Raw genomic sequence first — 13056 nt, 5'->3', positions numbered from 1 at the left:
TGGGTAAAGGCACAACAAAGGCGCACGGTTAGTATGCTTGAGGCGTGGCAATGCTTACCGCTGCACGATAAGGTAGGTGGTTTGCAGCGAACGTCCGGATTGGGTTACTTCGCAGCCGACCTCAAGTGAAATACGGCTTCATCGCCAAATATCGAACCATCTGACCAACGCGAACGATGTGCCGTGTACTCGGCGTATCGAGCAGTGGTTTTTATGATTGGCTTGGACGGCCGGCGAGTGCTCACGAACGCGAAAATGCCGAGCTCCTCAAGGCAATCAAGCACAGCCACGAAGCCAGCGACGGCACATTTGGTTCGCCGCGCGTAGTGGGAGACCTTATCGACGCTGGTTTTTCCTGCAGCGAGAACCGCGTAGCGCGATTGATGAAAGCAGCCGGCATCAAGGCCCGTCACAAGCGGCGTCGGGCGCCAGGCCAGCTTGACTCTCCAATCCACGCGATCGCGCCGAATCTGCTGGACCGGCAGTTTGAAGCCACAGGACCGAATCAGAAATGGGCTGCGGACTTTACCTACGTTTGGACCGGCGAAGGCTGGCTATTCGTCGCTGTCGTCCTGGACCTGTACTCACGACGTGTGGTGGGCTGGTCGATGCAACCGACGATGACGGCGCAACTCGTCATGGATGCCCTATTGATGGCTATTTTCCGTCGTGGCCGGCCCCGCGCTGTGTTGCATCACTCCGACCAGGGTTCGCAATACACGAGCGAGGACTTTCAGCGCCTGCTCGAATCGCATGGCATCGTTTGCAGCATGAGCCGTCGTGGCAACTGCTGGGACAACGCTGCAATGGAGAGCTTCTTCTCGACGCTCAAGACTGAGCGCCTGAGCAAAAAGCATTATCGGACCAGGGATGATTTACGCGCCGACGTGTTCGACTACATTGAAAGGTTCTACAATCCACGCCGGCGTCATTCCACTCTCGCCTACATTAGCCCAGTACAGTTTGAAAATCTACAATGCGCCTAACGGAAGTGTCCGTATCCATGGGGGAAGGCCAGAGTGACTGCTTAAGATGTTAAACCGTCCAAAACCGGATCACAGGGACAGTAGCTGCGCGGTTGAAGAGTGACGGCTCAGACTAACCAAACATCCAAAACCGGTTTACCAAGAGAGTGGCTACGCCAGCTGTGCGGCGGAAGAATAACCGTTCAGAATACTCAACCCTGCAAAAACGGTTTGCAAAATGGCATTGACGGGCATGCGGCTAAGGCAATGCCGACACGCTTCATCTGACACAGCGAAGTGTTTGTCCGTAAAATCTATAACGACGACTTCATCCTGCAGGAAGGCGCCAAGGCCGGCATGCTGCCGGAATCGCTGGAGAAGGAACGCATGGTCGGGCAACTGCAACGCGACAACTTCCGCAAGGCATACAAGGCCGGCGCGAAAATGGCGTTCGGCACCGATGCCGGCGTCTACCCGCACGGCGACAACGCGAAGCAGTTCTTCTACATGGTCAAATACGGCATGACACCGATGCAGGCGATCCAGGCCGCCACCATCAACGGCGCCGACCTGCTGGGGTGGAAGGACCGCGTCGGTTCGATCACGCCGGGCAAGTACGCGGACGTGGTGGCCGTCGCCGGCGATCCGTTGGCCGATCCGGCCGAACTGACCCGCGTGAACTTCGTCATGAAGGGTGGCGCCATCGTCCGGAATACGGTGACAAATTAGGCGGCCCCGGCCAGGTCGTCAGCGGAACGCCGGGGGCACGTAACATCCACCGGGAGGAACGCGATGTCTTTCGACGATTTCACGGCCTGTATCGACGCCTGCCATGCCTGCGCGGCCGCCTGCGACCGCTGTTCGACCGCCTGCCTGCAGGAAGACGACGTCAAGATGATGGCGCGCTGCATCGCGCTGGACATGGATTGCGCCCAGATCTGCCGGACGGCAGCCGCCTTCATGGCGCGCGGCAGCGATGTCGCCCGCGACCTGTGCCGGTTGTGCGCGACCATCTGCACCGCGTGCGGCGACGAGTGCGGCAAACATCCGATGGACCACTGCCAGGCATGCGCCCAGGCCTGCCGCGCGTGCGCCGACGCGTGCCGGCGCATGGCCGCCTGAGCGGTCAGTCCCGCCGCGGCGGCGCCAGGTCGTCTTCGGTCTGGTTGCCGCCTGTTTCCGGCGCACCCAACCCGGTCGAGCCGGGGCTCGCCTGACGGCTGCGCGTATCCTGGTAGCCGCGGTTGATGGCCGTCGCGGCCGTGTCGGCGCCTTCCGCGTCGGCGTCGAGCGGTCCCTGACGGTTGCCTTCCTTGCCGGCTTGGCGCGGCGACGGCGGGATTTCCTCGGCACGCGGCTGCGTGCCGCTACCGCCCGTCTCGGCCATCGTCTCGTGGGTGAGCGTACTGCCTTCTTCGCCACTCGTGGGGTTGCCGACGCCGATGGTGGACGATTGCTCGTTCTGCTGGCCTTTGCCGCCCGCGCTGGTCGATTGTGCGTTCATGTGGTCTCCTGATGTCAGATGGGGATCTCGGACGTGCCGCCGCTCACGCTGCCGAACTCCTGCAACTGTTCGATCGACAGGCGGCGCTCGTTGAGGGCGGCCAGGATGGCTTTCAATTGCTCCGGATCGGGCTGGATGTAGACGATGCGCTGCTCGATCTCGTCATCCCAGCAGCGGGTATAGGGCACGTCGGTCTCGGCCATGATCTTCGCGTCGAAACTACCGTCGCGCAGTTCGCCGAACAGCGTCACCTTCGTCGTGTCGGGCGTCGTGTTTTTCACGGTGATGCTCATGCATGCTCCTTTCGGTTGGCAGTTCGTTGTGGCCATTGTCCCGTAGGCGCGGCCGCACTGCAAACACGGTTCAAGCGTGCGCGGCGGCGCGCCCGCCGGATCAGCCGACCCGGTAGCGCGATGCCGGCTTGCCGCGCATCGCGCCCTGGAACAGTTTCGCGGCCGCCTCTTCGAAATTCTTCCACAGCTGCCCGTCCTCGACGGAGGGGAAGGTGACCTGTTCGCCCAGGTCGAGGCCGGCCAGCGCCGCGTCGACGCAATCCTCGGCGTTCATCACGATCTGCGGATCCATCGTGCTCAGCGGGATACCTGCCGCGTCCCAGATGTCGGTCGCCGTCGCCGACGGCGCCACCAGTTGCACGCGCACGTTCGTACCCTGTACCTCGTTCTGCAGGGCGCGCGTGAGATTCGCCACGTGGCCCTTGCCGGCACTGTAGAACGCGCTCGGCGGCAGGAAGCCGAAGCCCAGTACCGACGACACGTTCACGAGCGTGCCGCGATCGCGTTCGATAAATGTCGGCAGCGCCGCCAGACTCAGCCTGGTCACGGCATCCACGTTGATCGCCTGCTGCCACACCAGTTTCGCCGGGTCGGCGGTCGCCGTCGTGCCCATCACGGACACGCCCGCATTGTTGACGAGCATCGTGATGCCGTCGTCTTCGCGGATCAGGGCGGCCAGGCGCTCGACGTCGGCAGCCTGGCTCAGGTCGGCGACGAATGGCCGGGCCTGCACGCCATACGTCGCGCGCAGCGTATCGGCCAGCGCGGCCAGTTTGTCGCCGCGGCGGGCGACGAGGACGAGGTCGTACCCGCGCCGCGCAAGGCGGTCCGCATAGATCTTACCGAGGCCTGCGGAGGCGCCCGTGACGATGGCGGTGCCTTGCTGTGCTTTGCTCATGATGTGCTCCTTGATGGTTGTCGTGGGGGTTGGCCATCAAACATGATGGATGTCATGTTTGGACGCAAGAAGCATGATGGATATAATGTTTGACGTCAACCCAACAATTTCTAAGGAGGCGATAGTCATGCGCTATCCACCTGAAGAGACCGCCGAAAAGCACCGCCGTATCCTGGAAGAGGCGGGCCGGCTGTTCCGCGAACGCGGCTTCGCCGGCGTGAGCGTCAGCGAGATCATGAAGGCGACCGGCCTCACCCACGGCCCGTTCTACAACCATTTCGCGTCGAAGGAAGCGCTGATGGCCGAGGCCTTGGCCGACCTGTCGCGCAAGACGCACGCTGATTTCGACCGCATCGTGGCGGAGGAGGGGATCGGCGCCTACCTGGACCTGTACCTGAGCCGGCGCCACGTCGACCACGCCGGTGCCGGCTGCCTGATGACGGCGCTCGCGCCCGACGCCGGCAAGGAGCCGGCGACCCGGTCCGCGTTCACGTCCCATGTGAAGGGCGCGATCGACCGTCTCGTGCATGCGCTGCCCGGCAAGCGCCGCGGGGCGAAGGACGCGCGGGCGGAGGCCATGCTGGCGCTGAGCGCGATGGTCGGGGCGGTCGTTCTCGCCCGCGCGGTGGACGACGCGGCCCTCGGCGACGAGATCCTGGCGGCGGCGCGGCAAGGGCTTACGGATTGATGCAAAGGGTGGTCCGGGAACCGGCCGGGATGATATACTGTATAAAAACACAGTGACATCAGTCCCACCATGCCGAACTTTACGCCCATCGACCTTGGTCCAGCCCTTCCGGAAGAGATCTCGACCGGCGCGAGCGGCCGGCTGCACGTCAAGTTGTACCGCCAGGCCGACGACGCGATCACGGAGGCGACGACCGACATCGAACTGGCGCGCGAATTCATCGCGCACGGCGAACTCAGCGCAAAATCGATCCAGAACACGCAGAAGGAATTGTTCCGCTTCCTGACCTGGTGCCGCGAGGAGGCCCGCAAGACGCTGGGCCAGCTGAACGTCGCCGATCTGAACGCGTACAAGGAATTCCTCAAGAATCCGCCACCCGAATGGGTGTCCACGACGAAGTGGCCGCGCACCGACCCGCGCTACCGGCCGTTCACGGGCCCGCTGTCCGACCCGAGCCGGCGCCAGGCCATGATCGCCGTGAAGGGGCTGCTGGGATTCGCGGAACAGACGGGCTATCTGCGCCGCAATCCGGCCGCGCTCGTGCGCAACGTGCGGGCGCCGTCGGCCAGCCGCATCACGCGCTACCTGACCCAGGGCGCGATCGCGCTCGCCATGGACACCGTCGCGGCGCGCCCGGCCGACACGCCGGCCGCGGTCAAACGGCGCGCGCGCGACCGCTTCCTGCTCGTCGCGTTCGCGCACACGGGCGCACGCCTGAATGAAATCGTCGGCGCGGCAATGGGCTCCATCTACACGGAAGGCAACGGCCGCTGGTGGCTGGACGTCGTCGGCAAAGGCAACAAGCCGCGCCGCCTGCCGGTTCCGCCCGACATGCTGGATGCGTTCCGCAGCTACCGCCAGGCATTCGAACTGCTGCCGCAGACGAGCCGCACCGACCGCACGCCGCTGGTCCTGTCGAGCCGCAGCCGCGGTCTCGCGCGCATCACCGACGAAGCGGCCTCGGAAGCGATCAAGGCGGTCTTCGCCGATGCCGCGCACGTCGCGGAGGCCCGTGGCGACACCGACACGGCCGCCACATTGCGCCAGGCCTCGGCCCACTGGCTGCGTCACAGCATGCTGACGAACCACGCGAACAACGGCGTCCAGCTCAAGACCCTGCAGGACACCGCCGGCCACGCGAACATCGCGACAACGGCGGCCTACCTGCACAAGACGGACAATGAGCGCTATGATGAAATCATGGCGTCGGCGAACCGGCGCGGGATCGTGTGACATCATGATGCAAGCTCACGACATCGCCAGCGGCATAGCGGGGGACGTGGTGCTACGGCCGGTCAGCCCGATCGAACGGCCCGGCTCGATCAACCAACGTCCTTATCAGGCGTTGATCGGCGTGACGAACCAAGCAGGGCAGGCCGTCGCCGAAGTGCGCAGCGGACCGGACGGCCGGTTCGAGATCATTCTCGAGCCCGGCACTTATGTCCTGCATCCGCAATCGGAGGCCATTTACCCGCACGCTGCGCCGCAAACGGTGACCGTGGTCAAAGACCACGTCACGCCGGTCCATATCGTCTACGACAGCGGTATGCGTTAAACGTGACGCAGGGCAGGGCGGTCAAGCTTGCCTGCCCTTCGCCGGTGCATCACGCGAAGCCGATGCCGACGATCCGGCTGCCCCAGTCGTGGTTCGACAGGATATCCTCGTTGACCAGCCATGCGCGCCGGGTGTTCCTCGGATCCACCGTCACCGCGGAGTAATCGCCCCAGCGGCCGCCGCCGAACCACGTCGGACTCGTGAAGGCCGCCATGCCCGGGCTCAGGACATACTTGGCACCGTCGTTGTGGTCGAAGCCGGAGAACCGCACCTGGGCGTTGGTGCCGCGCGGCGGATCGGTCAGCGTCCACGTCACGAAGATGTCGTTGGCGCTGTTGGCCGCGATCGACGCGTTGAAATCGAACGACGTCGACGTCCCGAAGAAGAATGCGCTCTGCACGAGCGAATTGGTGGCCGTGTTGATCTGGTAGAACTTCGGCGCCGCATACCCGACCAGATTCACGGTATGGACCTGCCACAGGAAGTCGCCGGTCTGCGTGCTGGCGTTGACGAAGCGGCCGTCGAGCGTGTCGAGCACGGCATTGGTGCCCGGCTGCGGGGCGTCGGGCGGAGCGGTGTACGACGGCACCGAGACGTTCACCGGCCCCGTCAGCTGGATGCCGTTCGGCCGGCTCGAATTGGTGAGCGTGTAAAGGGACAGGCTGCTGCCGCCCGACGCGGCGATCAGGAACGTCCGCGCGTTCTGGTCCAGTACGATCGGCGGGGCCAGCGTCGCGCGCAGGCCCGTGAAGACCGGCACGGAAAATCCGAGCCCGTTGTACAGACGCGCCTTTGCGACTGCGAACATATCGGCGCCGCGGAATCCGCCCGACGAGGTGAACACGTTGGCTGTGAAGATGACCGAGTCCTGGTCCATTCCCAATTGCGGATAATCCCAGAAATCGCCGGCGTTGAAGGTGACGTTCAGCGCGTAGATGAAATACGCGCCGAGCGGGTTCGACGTCGTGGAAATGGCGACGAAATACAGTTGGCGGGTCGTCGATTCCTGGAACGCATCGGCGGTGATGACCCAGCGATTCCAGACGCTGTCATAGACCGCGCGTGGATCGAACAGTACGCGCGTCGTATAGCCGAAAAAGGCCGCCAGCGAAATACTGGTGCGTTGGCTCGGATTCGTCCGGACGAAAATGTCGATGTGTGAATTGGTGACTTCGACAAAATGATCGAGCCCCACCGCGCCGTGCGTATCGGGCGGAATCAGTCCATCCACATCCGTCGCGCCGGGAACGTTCGGCCCGGTGAGGGTGACCGGCGCATGCGGCAGCGCTTCCGCCTCGAATTCGGCGGCGACGTGCTTTTCGGCGGCCGGACCTTGCGCCCGCAATTGCGTCTTGAGCTCTTCGTACTGATCGGCAGGCATGGTGGGCAGGAAGGGCTTCGATTTTCCTTGCGCGACAGCGCGGGGAGAAGGTGAGACGTTGTTTTGCATGTCCTGCAGCATGGTCTCCACAGTCCTGAACTGCGGCGCCGCGGCCTCGAGCTGGGCCCCGACTTCGATTGAAGAATGTTTCACGGCATTTTTCCTTTCCATTGAAATGGCTTGCGGCGCTGGAACAATCGTCCTGCTCTGAATTCCGCGCATCCACTATCGTTATAAACGGGCTCGACGTTCTTGACAGGGGTCAGGGCGGGAAATCAGCAGGGAAAGCGCCGTTTTTGAAAGGGAGGGGTTGGCGTGATGTAGCGCAAGCACGCGAAAGACTATTTCGCGGGCGCAAATGGAGACGTTTTGTTAGCAAAACCTGTAGACTCGGGCGTGAAAACGTGGCGGATCGGCTCCTAACGTGCCGATTCTGAGGATCTTTATTGGCGGACTATGGCGCCAAGCCCGAATTTTAGTTAAATCGACATTATGAAGTGTAATGTCGAGTTTATAAAACGTCGCCGCGTGGTTTATCTGGGGCCAAAAGGTGTGTTTGAATTTTACGGATAAGCCTCTTTTTATGGATAAGCTTCTCTGTCGCGCCATTCCGGAATTTCACCAGGATGGCCATTTGAATCTGAATCCGGATTAGCCGGCTCCGGTTCAAGCGCAATGTCGAGCCAATGCAAGAGCACGCTGTTCTTCAGGCGAGTATAGCTTCCACAAAACCCTGACAGACGGCAAGTCCGCGCCGCACGCATGGCACCGGCCACGCGTGCGGCGCGGCGATCTGAATACGGATTAGCCGGCTCTGTGTAGACCCAATATCGAGCCAATGCAAGAGCGCGATGCTCGTCAAGTGAATGTAGCTTCCACAAAGCCCTGACAAACGGCACGTCTTCGACGAACGCATGACGCCTGCGGCGCAGGCGATCTGAATACGGATTGGCCGGCTCTGGTTGGACCCAATATCGAGCCAATGCAAGAGCGCGATGTCCGTCAGGCGAATGTAGCTTCCACAAAACCCGGACAAACGACACGTCCTCGACGAACGCAGCCGCCCGCGTCGCAGGCGGCGAGGACCGTGCGCGTCCGCCTGCGGCCCGGCTGGCGCATCGATCAGCCAACCGGACGACGAACGCCCGGACGACTGGCAGCGCACGAATGCTCCGATTCGCGTCGACACGCCTCGCGCTTGCGATCTGCGACGTGGGAGGCTACCGTTACAGCCTTGCATGGACACTGCCGACTCATCCTGGGCGCGGGACCGAACCCGGCGTTGCGATAAAGGCCAGCGCGTCGAAACAGCGGCGCAGGAGAAGGCCGGGATAAACAAGCCGACACGGTCGGCTAACCGTTTACCCCGCCAGGGAAGCACGAGCCCGCCCGACAACAAACATGGTATTTGACATAATATAAATTATGCGAAAGAGGATCGCTGGTGTAACGTGTCACGAAAAAGCGCAGATTGTTTGTGTAAAACTGTTGCCGAACGTCATACAATCGCCTTCAATGCCAACATTTGTCGCGATCGCAGCTACAAGCTCGCGACGCATTTGATCAACGATCTCCTGATTTACTCGCTCGGGCTTGCTTGAGATCTTCGAGTGCGCCGCGTACGCAGTTCGGCGCTGCGTTTCGATAGCTTTTGCAGCGTCCACAGCCGCCACTGATTCCATGCCGAGTTCGGTCAGTGCGTCCCACGACCTCGTCTGCGCCGACGTCCAGAGCGCCGCCACCGTCTCGCCCGCTGCGACCTGCAGTTCATTCGGCAGGTCTGCATGATCGACTGTTATCTTTGCCGATCCGTCCGTACATCGGTAGTTAGCAGACTCGAAAAATCGAGGCACTGGCGATGAGGCAACCGTGCTCACCTACGACACCGCATTTTTCGGCACCGCTCATCGTTCAATGTCTGAGCTGCGCTAACAGCAAACGAATCTGTTGTGACGACCGCTAGACGATTTCCAGAGCTACCTTTCCGTCGACGCACGCTGACTCAGCTTGCGTGCTCCGAACGGCCTATAAAGCGTCGTTGCAACCATGCATGTAATTTCGATTTCCAGGAGCGTACCTTGTTAGATTGGCCAGATGCCGGGACACTCGTCTGTAGGCCACTCGGCGACAGCGCTCATGCTTCTCGCCGTGGAATTTGTCGTCGCGTCACGGAAATTTCGTTATCTGCTTCCGTTTGTTCCGTAGCTCGTCAACAACCAATCAAGATAGGCGATTCAGGTCATTTTGCGATTTTATTTTTTTCGCTGCCCCGAAAAGGCGCCCTTCCCCGGCGTCACTCTGGCACGCAGCCCGTTCGCGGCGAGACATCGTTCGGGAAACTCTGGCGTATGCGAAAGCAAGTCCGAGCTTGGTTCCGTTCATAATAAATGATATCGACGCGACTGGCCTTTCTGACGGCCGCAAATAGCTTGGTCATCGAGCGGTCGATGCCAAATGCTTTCCACAAAATTGCGGCATGTTTGTCTCCTATCTGTCGAACTAGTTCTTCGCAACCGCAGATGCGCTCTATTTGCAACAAGTGTCGAAGCAGGCGCTGCAATTCGGTTTGCAGATTGCGATGCGCTGCCTTTCTCCTCGATTAGTTGGCTTTCGTTTTCGGCAATCTGCTCTTCGAGAATCCGCACTTGAGCCCACATGGCGGGCCACCTACACTGCATTCGATGTCAAGAGGAGAAATGCAATATGTCAACACTATCGGCCATCGACTCATTGCATGGCAAGGTCGCCATCGTTACTGGCGGTACGGGAGGCATCGGCAAGGGCGTGGCGCTGCACCTGGCCGCGCGCGGCGCGCATGTCGTCATCAACGGCAGGAGCGCGGACAAAGCCCAGGCCGTGCTCGGCGAGATACGCGCCGACGGGAGCCAGGCGTGCTTCGCCCCGGGCGATGTGCGGTCCCGCGCCGACATGCAGGCCGTGGTGGCTGAGGCGGTACGCCAGTTCGGCGGTGTGGATATCGTCGTGCCCAATGCGGGCGGCAACGACGACGAGGCGCGCTCGCCCGAAGTACGCGGCCCGTTCGCCGACGTCGACCTGCAGCGCGTGACCCATTTCGTCGACCAAGCCCTCGCGGCCAAGCTGCTGGTGGTACAGGCCGCCGTGCCCGCGATGCGCGAGCGTGGCGGCGGCAGCGTGGTGTTCGTCATCTCCGAGGGCGGACGCACCCCCACACCGGGGCAGACGGCCATCGCCAGTTTCTCAGGTGGACTGATCGCCGCGAGCAAGGTGCTGGCCAAGGACCTGGCGCGGGAGCGCATCCGTGTGAACTGCGTCTGCGTGACGGTGGTGCGCGACACCCCCTCGTGGGAGGCGGTGTTCTCCCCCGACAGCACGGTCTCGGACATGCACCGCAAGCAGTACGAAAAAATCGTGGCGCGCAGCCCGCTGGGCGTGGCCAGTCCGGCGGACATCGGCAAGGTCGTGGCATTCTTCGCCTCCGATGATGCGGCCTACCTCACCGGCACTGTCATCAGCCCAACCGGCGGCCTCACCATCCATTGACACCAGGAGACCACATGAACGGCCCTCTCGCAGGCCTGCGTATCCTCGACCTGACATCCAACTTCATGGGCCCGTATGCCTCGCTGCTGCTGGCGGGCCGTGGGCTTCTTTAGCGAGCAGCAGCACCCGAGCGAAGGCACGATCCGCACCATCGGCATCCCACAGCAATGGAGCGAGACCCCGGCCACGCTGCGGCACCCAGCCCCGCGCTTGGGTGAGCACACGCAGGAGCTGCTGCGTGAGTATGGTTTCGGCCAGGACGAAATCGAAGATCTGCTGCAGTCAGGCGGCGCCCGAGCGGATACCGCAGCTTGTTCAGCCTGCCGGTTCCGCGTCTGCGGACCGGCTCAGCAAGTGCTCTAACAGAGCCCGTGCGCCAAATTGCGCTTTTTAGCGATAGCTTCGTGCTCTGAACAGCTCGTTCCTAGCCTTGTTTGTCCGATGGCCCTGTATGCAAATGGCGCACTGCCGGCCAAATAACCGGTTTGCGTCACTTTCACTGTTCTGACTCCCTTGAGCCCGTGCAGGCGCCTCGCAGGCGCTCCAAGGATTAGTCGGCCTTATCGTCTATCGCCGTTCTCCTTGAACACCGGACCGGTGTTCGCGACGCTGCTGAATTTCGGTGTCGAAGCTGGCGTTGGAGAACGAGGGCGAACATGCTATCGATCGAAGACAAGGCCAGCGCGTTGAAACGGGTAATCTCACGCGAATACCTCGTTACAAAAGGAGAGAGTTCCAGGAACAGTCACTATTTACGAAACTACGGTGCCGGCGACAATGGCATGGTGTGCAAAGATTTCGTGTGGTTGCCGGAGGGTGACTGTTCGTTGGACAGTACGCTCAGTGTTTCACGCATCCATCTATGCGATGGATTACGCCGGTCACGATCGTGCCAGAGTAGATCCACTTGCACAGTCGGCAATTCGAATGGCACAGCTTTAACTGCCAACACATCGGCCATGCCAATCGACGCAATCACATGCTGTGGCACAATGGAAATCAGGTCTGTTTGCGCGACAATCCGACCGACGGTTGAAAACTGATTCACCGTCAGCGCAACGCGCCGGGTTCGTCCGAGCTTCGCCAGCTCGACATTGGCAGCACCGTGGGCGCGCCCGGACACACTCATCAATACATGCAGGGCATCGCAATAACTGTCCAGGGTTAATTCGCCACGAGCCAGCGGGTGATTCTTCCGCATAATGCATCGATATTCCCCGCTATACAACTGTTGATGACGAATTGGCGACAGCTCACCTTGTTCGACGTTCAGTTGCAGAACGACACCCGGATACGACCCGATAGCGATATCAATATCGTTCTGCAATAACAATGGCCGCGGATCGCGCGTCGTCAATGGCAACATGCGAACATCCAATCCCGGCGCCTCTTGCCGGATGGCGTGCATTAATGGCGGCATCAAAAGCGCCGCGGCCGAATCAGCCATCATCAAGCGATATGTTGCGTGCGCTTCCGATGCAGATAATTGTCGTGGTGTCAGTGCGACTTCGAGGGTAGTCAAGGCCTGGCGCACTGCGGGCCACAGCAATTCCGCGTACGTTGTGGGCTTTAGGCCGTGCTGACCGCGTATAAATAGTTCATCATCCAACGCGGCTCGCAGCCGGCGCAACGCATTCGATGCTGCCGGCTGTGTCATGCTTAGACGATCGGCAGCACGGGTGAGGTTTTGCTCGCTCATAATCGCGTCAAACACCTTCAACAGGTTCAAATCCAGTGACAAGAAACTCATAAGATTAACTCAGAAACGCGATATACAAGAATCCCCCCTGCCCGTCAAAATTGCTCCGGTCCCCATCAGCGTGCGTCCAAATAGCGCCCTATCAGGCAACCGGGATAAGATGTCCGAGTTCACTGCCTTGGCACTAACATCAAGAAAATGAAGCTATTAATTAAGCAGCGCAGCAACGACCTTGTTGGCGAAAAAATGGCTTGACCATCGCCGGCGGTTTTTGAATACGGCGCAAGCCCCAAGTGCGGTTACTTCATGTCTTGCTCATTTATAAAGACTGCTTGCTGACCTCCTGCTCCACCGCACTCTGACCTGTTCGGCAGGATTAAGATGCGGCAAGTCGAGAAGCAGGCAGAGCAGTTTGAGTGGGCCGTCGAGGTTGGCAGGCTATTGCTTAATGAGAATTCGTATAACACCGACAACGTTCACACACCACATCGAAAATTGAACTGTTGCGCCGTCTGGCCTCCCCTGGAAATCCAGTGCATTTCCTCGTCGCC

At 61.1% G+C, this 13056-nt stretch carries 13 protein-coding genes and 1 pseudogene; 8 read left to right on the top strand and 6 right to left on the bottom strand.

Annotated features, from left to right (window positions below; all coding sequences use genetic code 11):
* Positions 1 to 104: 104 nt before the first annotated feature.
* The 3 genes and pseudogenes from BVG12_RS03910 to BVG12_RS03900 all read left to right on the top strand — a co-directional run.
* Positions 105 to 986, top strand: a pseudogene (locus BVG12_RS03910) (IS3 family transposase); the annotation flags it as partial.
* Positions 987 to 1262: 276 nt separating this feature from the next.
* Entirely contained in the window at positions 1263 to 1694 is a 432-nt protein-coding gene (locus BVG12_RS03905) for an amidohydrolase family protein (protein WP_075791267.1), read from the top strand.
* 63 nt (positions 1695 to 1757) lie between these two features.
* A complete protein-coding gene (locus tag BVG12_RS03900; protein ID WP_075791266.1) occupies positions 1758 to 2087 on the top strand; it encodes a four-helix bundle copper-binding protein in 330 nt (109 codons plus the stop codon).
* Positions 2088 to 2091: 4 nt separating this feature from the next.
* Here the strand turns inward: BVG12_RS03900 and BVG12_RS03895 are convergent, their stop codons facing one another.
* The 3 genes from BVG12_RS03895 to BVG12_RS03885 all read right to left on the bottom strand — a co-directional run bounded on the left by BVG12_RS03895 (position 2092) and on the right by BVG12_RS03885 (position 3660).
* Entirely contained in the window at positions 2092 to 2469 is a 378-nt protein-coding gene (locus tag BVG12_RS03895) for a hypothetical protein (protein WP_075791265.1), read from the bottom strand.
* Positions 2470 to 2483: 14 nt separating this feature from the next.
* Entirely contained in the window at positions 2484 to 2762 is a 279-nt protein-coding gene (locus BVG12_RS03890) for a hypothetical protein (RefSeq protein WP_075791264.1), read from the bottom strand.
* Between the two features lie 100 nt (positions 2763 to 2862).
* On the bottom strand, positions 2863 to 3660 hold the full coding sequence (locus BVG12_RS03885) for an SDR family NAD(P)-dependent oxidoreductase (RefSeq protein ID WP_156895531.1): 798 nt from the start codon (positions 3658 to 3660) through the stop codon (positions 2863 to 2865).
* Positions 3661 to 3787: 127 nt separating this feature from the next.
* On the opposite strand from BVG12_RS03885, the gene BVG12_RS03880 reads away from it, so the two are divergent.
* From BVG12_RS03880 to BVG12_RS03870, 3 genes are all read left to right on the top strand, one after another.
* Positions 3788 to 4348, top strand: a complete 561-nt coding sequence (locus BVG12_RS03880; RefSeq protein ID WP_075791262.1) for a TetR/AcrR family transcriptional regulator — start codon at positions 3788 to 3790, stop codon at positions 4346 to 4348.
* Positions 4349 to 4417: 69 nt separating this feature from the next.
* Positions 4418 to 5581, top strand: coding sequence for a tyrosine-type recombinase/integrase (locus BVG12_RS03875; protein WP_075791261.1), 1164 nt, complete (start codon positions 4418 to 4420; stop codon positions 5579 to 5581).
* 4 nt (positions 5582 to 5585) lie between these two features.
* Positions 5586 to 5903, top strand: a complete 318-nt coding sequence (locus BVG12_RS03870) for a carboxypeptidase regulatory-like domain-containing protein (protein ID WP_075791260.1) — start codon at positions 5586 to 5588, stop codon at positions 5901 to 5903.
* 49 nt (positions 5904 to 5952) lie between these two features.
* On the opposite strand, the gene BVG12_RS03865 is transcribed toward BVG12_RS03870, so the two are convergent.
* Together BVG12_RS03865 and BVG12_RS03860 are read right to left on the bottom strand one after the other, a co-directional pair.
* Entirely contained in the window at positions 5953 to 7437 is a 1485-nt protein-coding gene (locus BVG12_RS03865; RefSeq protein ID WP_156895530.1) for a hypothetical protein, read from the bottom strand.
* 1301 nt (positions 7438 to 8738) lie between these two features.
* On the bottom strand, positions 8739 to 9161 hold the full coding sequence (locus BVG12_RS03860; protein ID WP_156895529.1) for a hypothetical protein: 423 nt from the start codon (positions 9159 to 9161) through the stop codon (positions 8739 to 8741).
* An 826-nt stretch (positions 9162 to 9987) separates the two neighbouring features.
* On the opposite strand from BVG12_RS03860, the gene BVG12_RS03855 reads away from it, so the two are divergent.
* Both BVG12_RS03855 and BVG12_RS03850 read left to right on the top strand, forming a co-directional pair.
* Positions 9988 to 10806, top strand: a complete 819-nt coding sequence (locus tag BVG12_RS03855; protein WP_075791257.1) for an SDR family NAD(P)-dependent oxidoreductase — start codon at positions 9988 to 9990, stop codon at positions 10804 to 10806.
* A 99-nt stretch (positions 10807 to 10905) separates the two neighbouring features.
* On the top strand, positions 10906 to 11169 hold the full coding sequence (locus tag BVG12_RS03850) for a CoA transferase (RefSeq protein WP_229503796.1): 264 nt from the start codon (positions 10906 to 10908) through the stop codon (positions 11167 to 11169).
* Between the two features lie 397 nt (positions 11170 to 11566).
* Here the strand turns inward: BVG12_RS03850 and BVG12_RS03845 are convergent, their stop codons facing one another.
* The gene (locus BVG12_RS03845; protein ID WP_075791256.1) at positions 11567 to 12556 is read right to left on the bottom strand and encodes a LysR family transcriptional regulator; all 990 of its coding nucleotides are present in this window, start codon (positions 12554 to 12556) and stop codon (positions 11567 to 11569) included.
* Positions 12557 to 13056: the final 500 nt, after the last annotated feature.

The organism is Massilia putida, assembly GCF_001941825.1.
Classification (GTDB): Bacteria; Pseudomonadota; Gammaproteobacteria; order Burkholderiales; family Burkholderiaceae_D; genus Telluria; species Telluria putida.
The sequence above is the reverse complement of the archived record's forward strand: the minus strand, read 5'-3'. Positions and strand labels throughout refer to the sequence as shown.